This window comes from Pseudomonas sp. GL_117, assembly GCF_057835125.1.
On sequence record NZ_CM174418.1, the window covers coordinates 115,734 to 132,218 of the forward strand.

A 16,485-nucleotide genomic window follows, 5' to 3' on the forward strand; every position below is an offset into this window, starting at 1 on the left:
GCATTTATCGGGTCTTTTGCCATCGCTGATGTGAATAGTCGGGCATTGGCTTGTGAGAGTCGCTGAAGGCCATGAAAATCATGGCTTTGGGCCTTATCTTTGGTCAGCAGGTACAGTCTGCTGAAATGCGACATATACGTACATCTGTAGGATTTGATTTTTGCTGACTACAAAGTCAGTAATTGCCTCGTGTCCTTTAAATACTGGGGCTATAACGGTGTGATTGATCAATCAGCCAGTCTCTGAAAGCGTGCAGCGAGGCCGATTCGACTTTTCTGTCGGGAATCATCAAGTAATAGGCCTTTGAACTGGTCAGCGCCTCGGGACTTGCAATTACGAGTTGGTGTTCATCCAACTCCCGCTGGATAAGGAACGGCGGGATCAGCGCGACCCCCATGTCATGCATGGCTGCCTGGGACAGCATTGAGAATAGCTCGTATCGGGGGCCTGTCATGTCGCGGGGTACGTTCAGTTGCTGGGCGTTGAACCATTGGCGCCAGGCGTAAGGCCGGGTGGTCTGCTGCAGCAGGGGCAGTTCCGCGATCTCCTGCGGGGCAAATTGTGTACGGCTGGCCAGCAGCCGTGGGCTGCACACGGGGACAGGGTTTTCTCCCATCAATCGGTGGGATTCTGTACCGGACCAATCGGCATCACCGAAGTAGATCGCTGCATCGAAGTCGGTATCGGCAAACAGGAACGGACGCGTGCGGTTGGTGAGGTTGACCGTGACTTCCGGGTGTTGGCGCTGAAAGTCCTTGAGTCGAGGTATCAGCCACTGAGTGCCGAACGTAGGGACGACGGCCAGTTCGATCACGTTGGCACCCTGCTGGCCCATGACTGACAAGGTATCGCGCTCCACCGCGTCCAGTTGGGTGGCAACGCGACGGCTGTAGGACAGGCCCGCTTCCGTCAACTTGACCCCGCGACGCGAGCGCCGAAACAGCTCGACACTTAAAAACTCCTCAAGGCTGGCGATTTGTCGGCAGATGGCGCCCTGGGTGATGGAGAGCTCTTGCGCAGCCTTGGTAAAGCTCTCGTGGCGGGCCGCCGCTTCAAAGCTGACCAGGGCGGTGGTGCTGGGAATTTTTCTGCGCATGTACCTTGTCCTCACATATAAAACGCATAGGCGGCGCTATTTAGTGTTTCGAAGTGAGAAATTAGCACAAGCCTATGCAGAAACCTCGTTTGCCCTCCTCGCTTGTCCGGCCTAGGCTCCATCCACGACTTCTGATTTATCTTCGCGAGGACTTATTCATGGCTGGCAAGGCAAGCTTCAACTGGATCGATCCACTGCTGCTGGATCAACAGCTCACCGAAGAAGAGCGCATGGTGCGTGACAGCGCTGAGCAATTCGCCCAGGACAAGCTGGCGCCGCGTGTGCTCGAAGCCTTTCGCCATGAGAAGACCGACCCGGCCATTTTTCGCGAGATGGGCGAAACCGGCCTGCTGGGGGCGATGATTCCCGAGCAGTACGGTGGCAGTGGCTTGAACTACGTCAGCTATGGATTGATCGCCCGTGAGGTGGAGCGTGTCGACTCCGGCTATCGGTCGATGATGAGCGTTCAGTCGTCCCTGGTGATGGTGCCTATCAATGAGTTCGGTACCGAAGCACAGAAGCAGAAGTATTTGCCTAAGCTGGCTTCTGGTGAGTGGATTGGTTGCTTCGGTCTGACCGAGCCGAATCATGGTTCCGACCCCGGCGCGATGATTACTCGTGCGCGCAAAGTGGAAGGCGGCTACAGCCTGACGGGCGCGAAGATGTGGATCACCAACAGCCCTATTGCGGATGTGTTTGTGGTGTGGGGCAAGGACGATGCAGGCGACATTCGTGGGTTTGTATTGGAGAAGGGCTGGAAAGGCCTGAGCGCTCCGGCGATTCACGGCAAGGTGGGTCTGCGAGCCTCGATCACTGGCGAAATTGTCATGGACAACGTGTTTGTGCCGGAAGAGAACATCTTTCCGGACGTGCGGGGTTTGAAGGGGCCTTTCACCTGCCTTAACTCGGCGCGTTATGGCATCTCCTGGGGGGCGTTGGGTGCAGCCGAGTTTTGCTGGCACACCGCACGCCAATACACGCTGGATCGTCAGCAGTTTGGACGACCGTTGGCGGCAACCCAGTTGATCCAGAAAAAGCTGGCCGACATGCAGACCGAGATCACCCTGGCGCTGCAAGGCTGCCTGCGGTTGGGTCGGATGAAGGATGAAGGGACGGCGGCGGTGGAGATCACGTCGATCATGAAGCGCAATTCGTGTGGCAAGTCCCTGGACATCGCGCGCATGGCGCGGGACATGTTGGGCGGTAACGGTATCTCCGACGAGTTCGGGGTGGCGCGTCATCTGGTCAACCTGGAGGTGGTCAACACCTATGAAGGCACCCATGACGTGCACGCGTTGATCCTGGGGCGTGCGCAAACCGGTCTTCAAGCGTTCTATTAATAGGAGTTCGGTATGGGCGCGCTTTCGCATCTGCGGGTACTGGATCTGTCGCGAGTGCTGGCGGGGCCGTGGTCCGGGCAAATTCTTGCGGACCTTGGGGCTGAGGTCATCAAGGTCGAAAGGCCAGGCAGTGGGGATGACACTCGCGCGTGGGGGCCGCCCTTCCTTAAGGATGCCTATGGCGAAAACACCAGTGAAGCGGCGTATTACCTGTCGGCCAATCGTAACAAGGAGTCTGTGACGATCGACTTCACGCGACCGGAGGGGCAGAAGCTGGTGCGTGACCTCGCAGCCAAGTCCGACATTCTGATCGAGAACTTCAAGGTGGGTGGTCTGGCTGCGTATGGATTGGACTATGAGGCGCTCAAGGAGATCAATCCGGAGTTGATCTATTGCTCGATCACCGGTTTTGGCCAGACGGGGCCTTATGCGGCGCGTGCGGGCTATGACTTCATGATCCAGGGGTTGGGCGGGCTCATGAGTCTGACCGGGCGGCCAGAGGGGGATGACGGGGCCGGGCCTGTCAAGGTTGGCGTGGCGTTGACTGACATTCTCACGGGGCTCTACTCCACCGTGGCGATCCTGGCGGCGTTGGCCCATCGGGATCATGACGGTGGCGGGCAGCATATCGATATGGCGCTGCTGGATGTGCAGGTGGCATGCCTGGCGAATCAGGCGATGAATTACCTGACGACGGGGGTGTCGCCGAAGCGTTTGGGCAATGCGCATCCGAATATCGTGCCGTATCAGGATTTTCCTACTGCCGATGGCGACTTTATCCTGACAGTGGGTAATGACGGGCAGTTTCGAAAGTTTGCTGAAGCCGCTGGGCAGCCGCAGTGGGCGGATGATCCGCGCTTCTCTTCCAACAAGATGCGGGTGGCCAACCGTGCACAGTTGATTCCGTTGATTCGGCAGGCGACGGTGTTTAAGACGACAGCTGAATGGGTGGCGCTGTTGGAGCAGGTTGGCGTGCCGTGTGGGCCGATCAATGACCTGGCGCAGGTGTTTGCCGATCCCCAGGTCAAGGCGCGTGGGTTGGCGATGGCGTTGCCCCATGCACTGGCGGGAATGGTGCCTCAGGTGGCTAGCCCTATCCGATTGTCAAAGACTCCCGTGGAGTATCGCAGCGCGCCTCCTCTGCTTGGCGAGCATACGGTTCAGGTATTGCGTGAGGTGCTTGGATTGGAGGACGCCAATGTGGCTGCTCTGAGGGCTGCAGGGGTTATCTAGGTCGCTTCTTCTATATAGAAGGGATCAGGAGGCTGTCTTGGTGGTTTTTTAATCAGTTTCGGTTAATTGATAGAAAAACCAAATTATTGGTTGACGGCAGATTCTGGATGTCTATAATTCGCCCCACTTCCGGCGCAGTCGAAACGGAAAACTCCTTGGTAAACAATGAGTTACGCAGTTTTCGACAGCAGATTGCTTCAGTTCATCGAAGCGCTGAGGAAGTTGAAAAAGAGGTGTTGACAGCAGCGTGTAACGCTGTAGAATTCGCCTCCCGCTAACGAGAGATCGTAAGCGCAAGTGGTTGAAGTTGTTGAAGAAATCTTCGAAAGCTTCTGAAAATAATCACTTGACAGCAAATGAGGCTGCTGTAGAATGCGCGCCTCGGTTGAGACGAAAGATCTTAACCAACCGCTCTTTAACAACTGAATCAAGCAATTCGTGTGGGTGCTTGTGGAGTCAGACTGATAGTCAACAAGATTATCAGCATCACAAGTTACTCCGCGAGAAATCAAAGATGTAACCAACGATTGCTGAGCCAAGTTTAGGGTTTCTTAAAAACCCAAAGATGTTTGAACTGAAGAGTTTGATCATGGCTCAGATTGAACGCTGGCGGCAGGCCTAACACATGCAAGTCGAGCGGTAGAGAGAAGCTTGCTTCTCTTGAGAGCGGCGGACGGGTGAGTAATGCCTAGGAATCTGCCTGGTAGTGGGGGATAACGTTCGGAAACGGACGCTAATACCGCATACGTCCTACGGGAGAAAGCAGGGGACCTTCGGGCCTTGCGCTATCAGATGAGCCTAGGTCGGATTAGCTAGTTGGTGGGGTAATGGCTCACCAAGGCGACGATCCGTAACTGGTCTGAGAGGATGATCAGTCACACTGGAACTGAGACACGGTCCAGACTCCTACGGGAGGCAGCAGTGGGGAATATTGGACAATGGGCGAAAGCCTGATCCAGCCATGCCGCGTGTGTGAAGAAGGTCTTCGGATTGTAAAGCACTTTAAGTTGGGAGGAAGGGCAGTTACCTAATACGTATCTGTTTTGACGTTACCGACAGAATAAGCACCGGCTAACTCTGTGCCAGCAGCCGCGGTAATACAGAGGGTGCAAGCGTTAATCGGAATTACTGGGCGTAAAGCGCGCGTAGGTGGTTTGTTAAGTTGGATGTGAAATCCCCGGGCTCAACCTGGGAACTGCATTCAAAACTGACTGACTAGAGTATGGTAGAGGGTGGTGGAATTTCCTGTGTAGCGGTGAAATGCGTAGATATAGGAAGGAACACCAGTGGCGAAGGCGACCACCTGGACTAATACTGACACTGAGGTGCGAAAGCGTGGGGAGCAAACAGGATTAGATACCCTGGTAGTCCACGCCGTAAACGATGTCAACTAGCCGTTGGAAGCCTTGAGCTTTTAGTGGCGCAGCTAACGCATTAAGTTGACCGCCTGGGGAGTACGGCCGCAAGGTTAAAACTCAAATGAATTGACGGGGGCCCGCACAAGCGGTGGAGCATGTGGTTTAATTCGAAGCAACGCGAAGAACCTTACCAGGCCTTGACATCCAATGAACTTTCCAGAGATGGATTGGTGCCTTCGGGAACATTGAGACAGGTGCTGCATGGCTGTCGTCAGCTCGTGTCGTGAGATGTTGGGTTAAGTCCCGTAACGAGCGCAACCCTTGTCCTTAGTTACCAGCACGTAATGGTGGGCACTCTAAGGAGACTGCCGGTGACAAACCGGAGGAAGGTGGGGATGACGTCAAGTCATCATGGCCCTTACGGCCTGGGCTACACACGTGCTACAATGGTCGGTACAGAGGGTTGCCAAGCCGCGAGGTGGAGCTAATCCCATAAAACCGATCGTAGTCCGGATCGCAGTCTGCAACTCGACTGCGTGAAGTCGGAATCGCTAGTAATCGCGAATCAGAATGTCGCGGTGAATACGTTCCCGGGCCTTGTACACACCGCCCGTCACACCATGGGAGTGGGTTGCACCAGAAGTAGCTAGTCTAACCTTCGGGAGGACGGTTACCACGGTGTGATTCATGACTGGGGTGAAGTCGTAACAAGGTAGCCGTAGGGGAACCTGCGGCTGGATCACCTCCTTAATCGACGACATCAGCTGCTCCATAAGTTCCCACACGAATTGCTTGATTCATTGAAGAAGACGATAAAGAAGCAGCCCGAAATTGGGTCTGTAGCTCAGTTGGTTAGAGCGCACCCCTGATAAGGGTGAGGTCGGCAGTTCGAATCTGCCCAGACCCACCAATTTTGTGTGGGAAACGCCTGTAGAAATACGGGGCCATAGCTCAGCTGGGAGAGCGCCTGCCTTGCACGCAGGAGGTCAACGGTTCGATCCCGTTTGGCTCCACCACTACTGCTTCTGTTTGTTGAAAGCTTAGAAATGAGCATTCCATCGTGACGATGGTGAATGTTGATTTCTAGTCTTTGATTAGATCGTTCTTTAAAAATTTGGGTATGTGATAGAAAGATAGACTGAACGTTACTTTCACTGGTAACGGATCAGGCTAAGGTAAAATTTGTGAGTTCTCTTAGTTGAGAAATTCGAATTTTCGGCGAATGTTGTCTTCACAGTATAACCAGATTGCTTGGGGTTATATGGTCAAGTGAAGAAGCGCATACGGTGGATGCCTTGGCAGTCAGAGGCGATGAAAGACGTGGTAGCCTGCGAAAAGCTTCGGGGAGTCGGCAAACAGACTTTGATCCGGAGATGTCTGAATGGGGGAACCCAGCCATCATAAGATGGTTATCTTGTACTGAATACATAGGTGCAAGAAGCGAACCAGGGGAACTGAAACATCTAAGTACCCTGAGGAAAAGAAATCAACCGAGATTCCCTTAGTAGTGGCGAGCGAACGGGGACTAGCCCTTAAGTGGCTTTGAGATTAGCGGAACGCTCTGGAAAGTGCGGCCATAGTGGGTGATAGCCCTGTACGCGAAAATCTCTTAGTCATGAAATCGAGTAGGACGGAGCACGAGAAACTTTGTCTGAATATGGGGGGACCATCCTCCAAGGCTAAATACTACTGACTGACCGATAGTGAACTAGTACCGTGAGGGAAAGGCGAAAAGAACCCCGGAGAGGGGAGTGAAATAGATCCTGAAACCGTATGCGTACAAGCAGTGGGAGCAGACTTTGTTCTGTGACTGCGTACCTTTTGTATAATGGGTCAGCGACTTATTTTCAGTGGCGAGCTTAACCGAATAGGGGAGGCGTAGCGAAAGCGAGTCTTAATAGGGCGTCTAGTCGCTGGGAATAGACCCGAAACCGGGCGATCTATCCATGGGCAGGTTGAAGGTTGGGTAACACTAACTGGAGGACCGAACCGACTACCGTTGAAAAGTTAGCGGATGACCTGTGGATCGGAGTGAAAGGCTAATCAAGCTCGGAGATAGCTGGTTCTCCTCGAAAGCTATTTAGGTAGCGCCTCATGTATCACTGTAGGGGGTAGAGCACTGTTTCGGCTAGGGGGTCATCCCGACTTACCAAACCGATGCAAACTCCGAATACCTACAAGTGCCGAGCATGGGAGACACACGGCGGGTGCTAACGTCCGTCGTGAAAAGGGAAACAACCCAGACCGTCAGCTAAGGTCCCAAAGTTATGGTTAAGTGGGAAACGATGTGGGAAGGCTTAGACAGCTAGGAGGTTGGCTTAGAAGCAGCCACCCTTTAAAGAAAGCGTAATAGCTCACTAGTCGAGTCGGCCTGCGCGGAAGATGTAACGGGGCTCAAACCATACACCGAAGCTACGGGTATCACGTAAGTGATGCGGTAGAGGAGCGTTCTGTAAGCCTGTGAAGGTGAGTTGAGAAGCTTGCTGGAGGTATCAGAAGTGCGAATGCTGACATGAGTAACGACAATGGGTGTGAAAAACACCCACGCCGAAAGACCAAGGTTTCCTGCGCAACGTTAATCGACGCAGGGTTAGTCGGTCCCTAAGGCGAGGCTGAAAAGCGTAGTCGATGGAAAACAGGTTAATATTCCTGTACTTCTGGTTATTGCGATGGAGGGACGGAGAAGGCTAGGCCAGCTTGGCGTTGGTTGTCCAAGTTTAAGGTGGTAGGCTGAGATCTTAGGTAAATCCGGGATCTTAAGGCCGAGAGCTGATGACGAGTTAACTTTTAGTTAACGAAGTGGTTGATGCCATGCTTCCAAGAAAAGCTTCTAAGCTTCAGGTAACCAGGAACCGTACCCCAAACCGACACAGGTGGTTGGGTAGAGAATACCAAGGCGCTTGAGAGAACTCGGGTGAAGGAACTAGGCAAAATGGCACCGTAACTTCGGGAGAAGGTGCGCCGGTGAGGGTGAAGGACTTGCTCCGTAAGCTCATGCCGGTCGAAGATACCAGGCCGCTGCGACTGTTTATTAAAAACACAGCACTCTGCAAACACGAAAGTGGACGTATAGGGTGTGACGCCTGCCCGGTGCCGGAAGGTTAATTGATGGGGTTAGCTAACGCGAAGCTCTTGATCGAAGCCCCGGTAAACGGCGGCCGTAACTATAACGGTCCTAAGGTAGCGAAATTCCTTGTCGGGTAAGTTCCGACCTGCACGAATGGCGTAACGATGGCGGCGCTGTCTCCACCCGAGACTCAGTGAAATTGAAATCGCTGTGAAGATGCAGTGTATCCGCGGCTAGACGGAAAGACCCCGTGAACCTTTACTATAGCTTTGCACTGGACTTTGAATTTGCTTGTGTAGGATAGGTGGGAGGCTTTGAAGCGTGGACGCCAGTTCGCGTGGAGCCATCCTTGAAATACCACCCTGGCAACTTTGAGGTTCTAACTCAGGTCCGTTATCCGGATCGAGGACAGTGTATGGTGGGTAGTTTGACTGGGGCGGTCTCCTCCTAAAGAGTAACGGAGGAGTACGAAGGTGCGCTCAGACCGGTCGGAAATCGGTCGTAGAGTATAAAGGCAAAAGCGCGCTTGACTGCGAGACAGACACGTCGAGCAGGTACGAAAGTAGGTCTTAGTGATCCGGTGGTTCTGTATGGAAGGGCCATCGCTCAACGGATAAAAGGTACTCCGGGGATAACAGGCTGATACCGCCCAAGAGTTCATATCGACGGCGGTGTTTGGCACCTCGATGTCGGCTCATCACATCCTGGGGCTGAAGCCGGTCCCAAGGGTATGGCTGTTCGCCATTTAAAGTGGTACGCGAGCTGGGTTTAGAACGTCGTGAGACAGTTCGGTCCCTATCTGCCGTGGACGTTTGAGATTTGAGAGGGGCTGCTCCTAGTACGAGAGGACCGGAGTGGACGAACCTCTGGTGTTCCGGTTGTCACGCCAGTGGCATTGCCGGGTAGCTATGTTCGGAATAGATAACCGCTGAAAGCATCTAAGCGGGAAACTAGCCTCAAGATGAGATCTCACTGGAACCTTGAGTTCCCTGAAGGGCCGTCGAAGACTACGACGTTGATAGGTTGGGTGTGTAAGCGCTGTGAGGCGTTGAGCTAACCAATACTAATTGCCCGTGAGGCTTGACCATATAACACCCAAGCAATTTGCGTCGAAAGGCCAGATTGCGGTGTGTGAAGACGAAATGAACCGAAAGTTCGACGTTCACAAAACACCGAAAGCTATCACATACCCAATTTGCTGAAGCGAGGCACAAGCCACGACTCAGTACCCGAATTTCTTGACGACCATAGAGCATTGGAACCACCTGATCCCATCCCGAACTCAGCAGTGAAACGATGCATCGCCGATGGTAGTGTGGGGTTTCCCCATGTGAGAGTAGGTCATCGTCAAGATTAAATTCCAAAGCCCCTGTTTGCTAACGCAAACAGGGGTTTTGTTTATGTAGAAGTCCATGAATTTCACTGGCACGTTGCTAACGCAACGGTCCGGTACACAGAATTTCTTGACGACCATAGAGCATTGGAACCACCTGATCCCATCCCGAACTCAGCAGTGAAACGATGCATCGCCGATGGTAGTGTGGGGTTTCCCCATGTGAGAGTAGGTCATCGTCAAGATTGAATTCCGAAACCCCTGTCTGCTAACGCAGACAGGGGTTTTGTCGTTTAAGGGCCTTGAACCGTAACGGATCAGAACTGATAGCTGACTGTCGCGCTCACATTGCGCTCTTCCCCCAGGTAACAGAAGTTCAGGCTGGCACACGACGCCACGTACGTCTCATTGGTCAGATTGTTGGCATTGATCCGTACATCCACGCCCTTCAATCCGATCTTGCCCAGGTCATACCCCACCGAAGCATCAAGCAAGGTATAGGACGGGACTTTCATCGTGTTTTCCGCATCCGCCCAGCTATAGCCCACATACCGCACGCCGCCCCCGAGTCGCAATCCGTCCAGGGCTCCACTATTGAATGCGTAGTCAGCCCACACCGATGCCATGTGGCGAGGTGCCTGGGTCGGAGAGTTACCCTCGTTCTCGATCAGATTGTCAGCCGTACTCGAAGTACTCACCATCGACTTCGTGTATTTGATGTCAGTGAAGGTATAACTGCCCAACAGCTTCAGGTTTTCGCTCACTTGCATGTGTGCTTCCAGCTCAAGCCCCTGGGAGCGAACAGCACCTACAGCACGATAGAAGTTCTCCTGCGGTAGTTTGGTCGCCAGATTCTCCTGATCGATGCGAAACCACGACGCGGTAAACAGGTTGTCTGTACCCGGCGGCTGATACTTGAGCCCCACCTCCCACTGCGTCCCGTCAGTAGGCGCAAGCGGGTTACCTGCGCTATCGGAATAGGAGTTGGGATTGAAGGATTCGGAATAGCTGACGTAGGGCGCCAGGCCGTTATCAAACAGATACAACGCACCTGCACGCCCAGTCAGCTTGGTCCGTTTATCACTGATTTGCGTGCCTGCCGGCCGCCCGGTCTCAGCGACTCGGTTCTCGTCGGAAGTCTCTACCCAGTCCTGGCGCAGCCCGAGGGAAAACCGCCATTTATCCATTTCGACCAAGTCTTGCAGATAGACACCGGTCTGCTCCAGCCGTCGTAGGTAGCTGGTCGGGCTGTAATAGCTGATCGCCGAATTACCATAAACAGGGCTGAACGCATCGATCGGTTGCAGCGATCCGCTAGTCCAGTCCACTACGGTTTTACGTCGCTGATAATCCGCCCCCATCAATACGGTCTGCTTGATTGCACCGGTAAAAAACTCCGCCTGTAGCATGTTGTCGATGATGAACGCATGCAGCTTCTCGTCCCCTCCGGAGTAGTAGCGGTTCAGCTCGTTGCCGGTCGGCGTGCTCCAACCATAGGCGTACACCTGATCCAGCCGCACCTTGGAGTCCAGATAGCGAAAGTTCTGCCGCGCAGTGAAGACATCATTGAAGCGATGTTCAAATTGATACCCAAACGACTGCTGATCACGCTTGTAGCCGTCGAGCCCAGGTTCACCTTCGAAGAAATGGCTGGAGATTCGCTGGCCGTTACGCTGATGCAACGCACCATCTGCCGGCATGCCCCCGTGATAGCCCCCATCAGGGTCGTGCTGTAGGTACGCTTGGAGTACAAGCGACGTATCATCGGTGAAGTCGATACTCACGGTCGGTGCCAGTGCAAAGCGCTTTTCTTTGGCGTGGTCAAACTGGGTGTCGGACTTATCCGTCAAACCTGTCAGTCGGTAGGCAATGCGCTTGTCGTCATCCACAGGCCCACTGAAGTCAAACCCCATGCCTCGTTGCCCGTTGCTTCCTACAGTCGCTTGTACTTGATGATAGGGCTCGAACAACGGCTTCTTACTGGTCAGTGCCACCAGCCCGCCCGGCGAACTGCGCCCGTACAGCACCGAAGACGGGCCTTTGAGAATATCCACTCGCTCGAGGAAATACGGATCAACCTGCATCGTGCTGTAGGTGCCGCTGTCGCCCATGGACTTGAGCCCGTCCAGGTAAATGTTGTCTACCGAGCCGTCGTTGAAGCCGCGCATTGCCACGTAGTCGTACCGGTGGGTCGCCCCATAGGGGTTGGTCAATACGCCCGGTGTGTAACGCATGGCCTGGGCTACCGTCTGGGAGCCCTGGTCGTCCATCTGCTCGCGCGTGACCACCGAGACGGTTTGCGAGGTCTCGAGCAAAGCGGCGCTGGTTTTGGTCGCAATCTGGCTGTGAGTCGCGTTGTAGCCTTCCATGCTGCCCAGGGCATTACCCAGCGCAAAGCCCTTGATGTCGGTGGTTGGCAGGGTAAGTGCGCTATCTTCCGGCGTCACTTGCACTGTGAAGCTGACGTCATCCTCGGAAACCGCCTGCAACCCAGAACCACGGAGCAAAAGATTCAGGCCGTCTCTGGCCGAATAGTCGCCGCGCAGTCCTGCCGAATGCAGGCCCTGGGTGTGCGCAGGTGTGCTGGAAAGCATGATGCCGGCCTGTCGGGCAAACTGATTCAGCACCTCGGTCAGCGGGCCTGCGGAGATCTCATAGCGTTGATGGGGGCGTTCGGCACTCGCGTCTGCGGCCATGGCAGTGAAGGGCAATACGTGTAGGCCCATCGCTGTCGATAGCAGCGCCACACGTACGGCTTTACTCAGCAATGAATAGGAAGAATTACAGGGAAAACGCACAGTCATGGTCAAGGTCCGTAGAGGCCGGTGAGGGCAGATTGAAAGGCTTACTGTCTAAGCCGGACTCACGGAAAAAAGCCGCCAAAATAACTTTGAAGTTCAGGCTGATCGATCCAGGCTCACCCACCAGCGGGTGCGGTAGCGCAATTGAACCGGCAGCGTTTGCGGCAGGATCGCCAACAATTTATCGGTGTCCTCTAAACGGAAAACGCCCGATAGCCGCAAATCGGCGATGTCTGCCGAGCAACCCAGGTAGCCATGACGATAACGCCCGACTTCTGCCAGGAAAGCGTCGAGGCGCATGCCGCGTGTCACGATCAGTCCATCGGCCCAGGCGCCAATATCCATGTCCAAAGGCGCGGCGGGGATAGCTTCGGTCTGACGCACGAGGTAGCTTTCTCCTGCGTGCACCTGGGTCGACAGCCCTTTTGCCCCATGTGGTGAATGAATGGCCACATTGCCGCTGACCACGCTCAACCGCGTGCAGGCACTGTCCTGTCGAACGGCGAAGCGGCCGTCGATGCCTTCGAACAAGCCATGCCGCGTTTGCACCAGCAAAGGCGTCGACCGAACTGCGCCGCACGTCACCAGGGCCTCCCCACGTACCAGCGTGATCAATCGCTGCTGCGGGTTGAAATGCAGGTCCACGGCGCTGTCGGTATTGAGTTGCAAGCGAGTTCCGTCGGGCAATTGCATGCTACGGCGTTCGCCGGTGGCAGTCGCGAGGTCGCAGGTCCAGCGTTGCCAACCCGTCAGATCCCGGCTTACCCACGCCGCCGTACCCACCAGCAGCACGCCAGACAACACCTTCAGCGCCTGTCGTCGGCCCAAGCCCTGTGCGCTGTTTTCCAGCGCCGCATGCGCCCCTGGAATCGCCGCCAGTTGGCCACTCAATTCCTGCTGCAACGCCTGCACCCGCTGCCAGGCCAACTCGTGGTCGCCGTGGGCCTCACGCCAGTCTGCACATTGCGCGCGCAGCTTTGGATTGGCGCGGTTGTTGCGCAAGCGCAGCGACCAGTGGATGGCTTGCTTGACCGCCTCGGGACTGGGGCTTGGGCGCACCGCGTTGTTTATCGGCGGCACGTTTCATACCGCAGCACATAGCAGTGGTACAGCGCCTGCGCAACGTAACGCTCGACGGACCGCAGCGATACGCCCATCTGCTGCGCGATCTGTTTGTAAGTCAGCCCATCGCACTGCGCCAGCAGAAATGCCTTGCGTACCTTTGGCTTCAGTCCTTCAAGCAGTCGAGCAACTTCTTCCAACAACTCCAGCACCAGCGCACGGGCTTCAGCGCTGGGCGCCAATCCCTCGGGCAGATGGGCGATGGACTCAAGGTAAGCCCGTTCGATTTCTTCGCGGCGCCAGTGATCAATCACCAGGCCGCGGGCGATGGTGCGTAAAAACGCACGCGGCGTCTTGAGTTCAAAACGCTCGGTCTTCTGCAGCAGACGCACAAAGGTGTCCTGCGCCAGGTCGGCAGCATCCGCGGCATTGCCCAAACACCCGCGCAGCCAGGAGTTCAGCCAGTTGTGGTGGGTGCGGTAAAGCGTCTGCACGACACTTTCACACGGGATGTACTCGGAGGATGCCATTCACACGGGCTCGGCCAAACGTTACAAATGATAATTAGTCGCATTGTTTGGGAGGCTGAAAAAATTTGCAACTCTGATCCCTGTACGGCAACCGTCTGTCGGTTTCCTACATAAAATGAGGAAACACCTTACAGCGGCCTAAGTTTTACCCTGATTTGGCCGAAAGCCTGATGAGCCATGCGTGCACCGAAATAGAGCGGCTACAAAGACGATCTATGCCGCAACATGGAATGCTCCACTCGGCACGCTAACCCCCCTTTGGCAAAAAGAAGTCGATGAAATGAATCTCAAGTTCAGTCATAAAATTCTGTTGGCCGCGTCAGGCGTCGTGGTTTTAGCGTTCGCGTTATTCACGCTCTACAACGACTACCTGCAGCGCAGCACCATCAAGCAAAACCTGGAGTCGTCTATCCAGCAATCCGGTGAACTCACGGCCAGCAGCGTGCAAAACTGGCTCAGCGGGCGAATTCTGGTGCTCGAAAACCTTACGCAAAACATCGCACACCAAGGCGCGGGGGCTGACCTTCCGGGCCTGGTCGATCAACCGGCCTTCACCTCGAACTTCCAGTTCACCTACGTCGGCCAAACCAACGGCGTATTCACCCAGCGCCCTGATGCCAAGATGCCCGACGACTACGACCCGCGTCAGCGCCCTTGGTACAAGCAGGCTGTAGCCGCCGGTAAACCCATGCTCACGCCGCCATATATGGCCGCCGTGGGTGGGCAGATCGTGACCATCGCCATGCCGGTGAAAAAGAACGGTGAATTGCTCGGTGTGGTTGGCGGCGACTTGAGCCTGCAAACCCTGGTGAAGATCATCAACTCGGTGGATTTCGGCGGCATCGGCCACGCATTCCTGGTCAGCGGTGACGGTCAGGTGATCGTCAGCCCGGACCAGGACCAGGTGATGAAAAACCTCAAGGACATCTACCCGGGCGCCCAACTGCGCATCGAGAAGCTCAACCAGGACGTGGTGCTCAACGGTCAGGATCGCATCCTGTCGTTCACCCCGATCAGCGGCTTGCCTGGTGCTGACTGGTACATCGGTCTGTCGATCGACAAAGACAAGGCCTACGCACCTTTGGGCAAATTCCGCACCTCCGCGTTGATTGCGATGCTGATTGCCGTAGTGGCGATTGCCGTGCTCTTGAGCCTGTTGATCCAAGTGTTGCTGCGACCTCTGACCACCATGGGCGTTGCCATGCAGGACATCGCGCAGGGCGAGGGCGACCTGACCCGCCGCCTGGCCGTGACCAGCAAAGACGAGTTTGGCGAGGTCGGCAGTGCGTTCAACCAGTTCGTCGAGCGTATCCACGCGTCCATCTCCGAAGTGTCATCGGCGACGCGCCAGGTACATGACTTGTCCCAGCGCGTGATGGCCTCGTCCAACGCGTCGATCATCGGTTCCGACGAGCAAAGCGCCCGCACCAACAGCGTGGCGGCGGCGATCAACGAACTGGGGGCCGCCACCCAGGAAATCGCGCGCAACGCCGCCGATGCTTCGCAGCATGCCAGCGGTGCCAGTGAACAGGCCGACGATGGACGCAAAGTGGTGGAGCAAACCATCCTGGCGATGTCGGAACTCTCGCAAAAGATCAGCCTGTCCTGCACGCAGATCGAAACCCTGAATGCGAGCACCGACAACATCGGCCACATTCTTGATGTGATCAAAGGCATCTCCCAGCAGACCAACCTGCTCGCGCTCAACGCCGCAATCGAAGCCGCCCGTGCCGGTGAAGCCGGGCGTGGGTTTGCCGTGGTTGCCGACGAGGTGCGTAACCTCGCGCACCGTACCCAGGAGTCGGCCGAAGAGATCCACAAGATGATCACCTCGCTGCAAGTGGGCTCGCGTGAAGCGGTGACCACCATGAACGCCAGCCAGATTTCCAGCGAAGAAAGCGTCGAAGTGGCCAACCAGGCCGGTGAGCGCCTGGTCAGCGTGACGCAGCGGATTGTCGAGATCGACGGCATGAACCAATCGGTCGCAGCTGCCACCGAAGAGCAGACCGCCGTAGTGGAAACCCTCAACGTCGACATCAACCAGATCAACCTGCTGAACCAGCAAGGCGTGAGCAATCTCAACGAAACGTTGAAGGATTGCGACGCGTTGTCCCAGCAGGCCAGTCGCTTGAAGCAACTGGTCGATAGCTTCAAGATCTGACGATGTGCGCAGGAGCGAGTGTTCTCGCTCCTGCCGCTCAGTCGAGCATCCGCCGTACGTTCTCCAGGGCGCTGTCGGCAAACGTCTGCACAAACTGCTCAAACCCCGCCTGCGCCGCATCTACCGGCTCGGCAACAATGGTCCAGGTCGCCCTGGCACATCGCTCGCCCAGTGTTTCCACACGCATTGACGCCCACAGCCTGGCGATTCCCAACGTGTTGTAGAGGGCGGTCCAGGTCATGTACATGGCGTCGTCGTCACGGCTGTTGAGTTGCTCGACGACGCAGTGCCCATCGCGGAAAAATTTCGTACGCAATGCGCCGATGCCCTCGCCGGTCATCGTAATGTGCGAGAGGGCAGGAATGAACTTATCGAAGCCTGCGAACTGACCTACCACGCCCCACAGCCGGGTGGCTTGGCAGGCGACTACCACCGAGGCCACCAGCGGTGTGCTGTCGGGGTTGCGGATCAATGTATCGGGTTGCAGCGGTTTCATGGGGGATG

General features: G+C 55.6%; 8 protein-coding genes, 2 tRNA genes and 4 rRNA genes. 9 read left to right on the plus strand and 5 right to left on the minus strand.

Features of this window, described 5'->3' with window-relative positions; translation table 11 throughout:
* Positions 1–196 precede the first annotated feature (196 nt).
* Positions 197–1,096 carry a LysR family transcriptional regulator gene (locus tag AC3ISR_RS00565; RefSeq protein WP_192298232.1) on the minus strand — a complete coding sequence of 300 codons (900 nt, stop codon included), beginning with the start codon at positions 1,094–1,096 and terminating at the stop codon, positions 197–199.
* 158 nt (positions 1,097–1,254) lie between these two features.
* On the opposite strand from AC3ISR_RS00565, the gene AC3ISR_RS00570 reads away from it, so the two are divergent.
* The 8 genes from AC3ISR_RS00570 to rrf (AC3ISR_RS00605) all read left to right on the plus strand — a co-directional run bounded on the left by AC3ISR_RS00570 (position 1,255) and on the right by rrf (AC3ISR_RS00605) (position 9,672).
* Positions 1,255–2,436, plus strand: a complete 1,182-nt coding sequence (locus tag AC3ISR_RS00570) for an acyl-CoA dehydrogenase (RefSeq protein WP_010207882.1) — start codon at positions 1,255–1,257, stop codon at positions 2,434–2,436.
* 12 nt (positions 2,437–2,448) lie between these two features.
* Positions 2,449–3,669: a CaiB/BaiF CoA transferase family protein gene (locus AC3ISR_RS00575; protein ID WP_463984050.1), complete on the plus strand. Its 1,221-nt coding sequence runs from the start codon at positions 2,449–2,451 to the stop codon at positions 3,667–3,669.
* 571 nt (positions 3,670–4,240) lie between these two features.
* Positions 4,241–5,777, plus strand: a 16S ribosomal RNA gene (locus tag AC3ISR_RS00580).
* Positions 5,778–5,860: 83 nt separating this feature from the next.
* Positions 5,861–5,937: transfer RNA gene (locus AC3ISR_RS00585), tRNA-Ile, on the plus strand.
* A 30-nt stretch (positions 5,938–5,967) separates the two neighbouring features.
* Positions 5,968–6,043, plus strand: a tRNA-Ala gene (locus tag AC3ISR_RS00590).
* A 247-nt stretch (positions 6,044–6,290) separates the two neighbouring features.
* A 23S ribosomal RNA gene (locus AC3ISR_RS00595) occupies positions 6,291–9,182 on the plus strand.
* A 149-nt stretch (positions 9,183–9,331) separates the two neighbouring features.
* Positions 9,332–9,447: ribosomal RNA gene (rrf, locus tag AC3ISR_RS00600) — 5S ribosomal RNA — on the plus strand.
* Positions 9,448–9,556: 109 nt separating this feature from the next.
* A 5S ribosomal RNA gene (gene rrf, locus AC3ISR_RS00605) occupies positions 9,557–9,672 on the plus strand.
* Together the 16S, 23S and 5S rRNA genes with 2 tRNA genes alongside form the textbook arrangement of a ribosomal RNA operon.
* Before the next feature lie 72 nt (positions 9,673–9,744).
* Here rrf (AC3ISR_RS00605) and AC3ISR_RS00610 read toward each other — a convergent pair.
* The 3 genes from AC3ISR_RS00610 to AC3ISR_RS00620 form a co-directional block, all read right to left on the minus strand.
* The gene (locus tag AC3ISR_RS00610; RefSeq protein WP_489324547.1) at positions 9,745–12,231 is read right to left on the minus strand and encodes a TonB-dependent siderophore receptor; all 2,487 of its coding nucleotides are present in this window, start codon (positions 12,229–12,231) and stop codon (positions 9,745–9,747) included.
* A gap of 93 nt (positions 12,232–12,324) precedes the next feature.
* Positions 12,325–13,308, minus strand: a complete 984-nt coding sequence (locus AC3ISR_RS00615; protein ID WP_463984921.1) for a FecR domain-containing protein — start codon at positions 13,306–13,308, stop codon at positions 12,325–12,327.
* Positions 13,296–13,820, minus strand: coding sequence for a sigma-70 family RNA polymerase sigma factor (locus AC3ISR_RS00620; protein WP_463984920.1), 525 nt, complete (start codon positions 13,818–13,820; stop codon positions 13,296–13,298). The genes AC3ISR_RS00615 and AC3ISR_RS00620 overlap by 13 nt, the downstream gene beginning before the upstream one ends.
* A 280-nt stretch (positions 13,821–14,100) precedes the next feature.
* Here AC3ISR_RS00620 and AC3ISR_RS00625 point away from each other — a divergent pair, with 280 nt between their 5' ends.
* Positions 14,101–15,981, plus strand: coding sequence for a methyl-accepting chemotaxis protein (locus AC3ISR_RS00625; protein WP_192298587.1), 1,881 nt, complete (start codon positions 14,101–14,103; stop codon positions 15,979–15,981).
* Positions 15,982–16,018: 37 nt separating this feature from the next.
* Here AC3ISR_RS00625 and AC3ISR_RS00630 read toward each other — a convergent pair whose 3' ends face one another.
* Complete coding sequence (locus AC3ISR_RS00630; RefSeq protein ID WP_192298586.1) at positions 16,019–16,477, minus strand: SRPBCC family protein; 459 nt, start codon at positions 16,475–16,477, stop codon at positions 16,019–16,021.
* Positions 16,478–16,485: the final 8 nt, after the last annotated feature.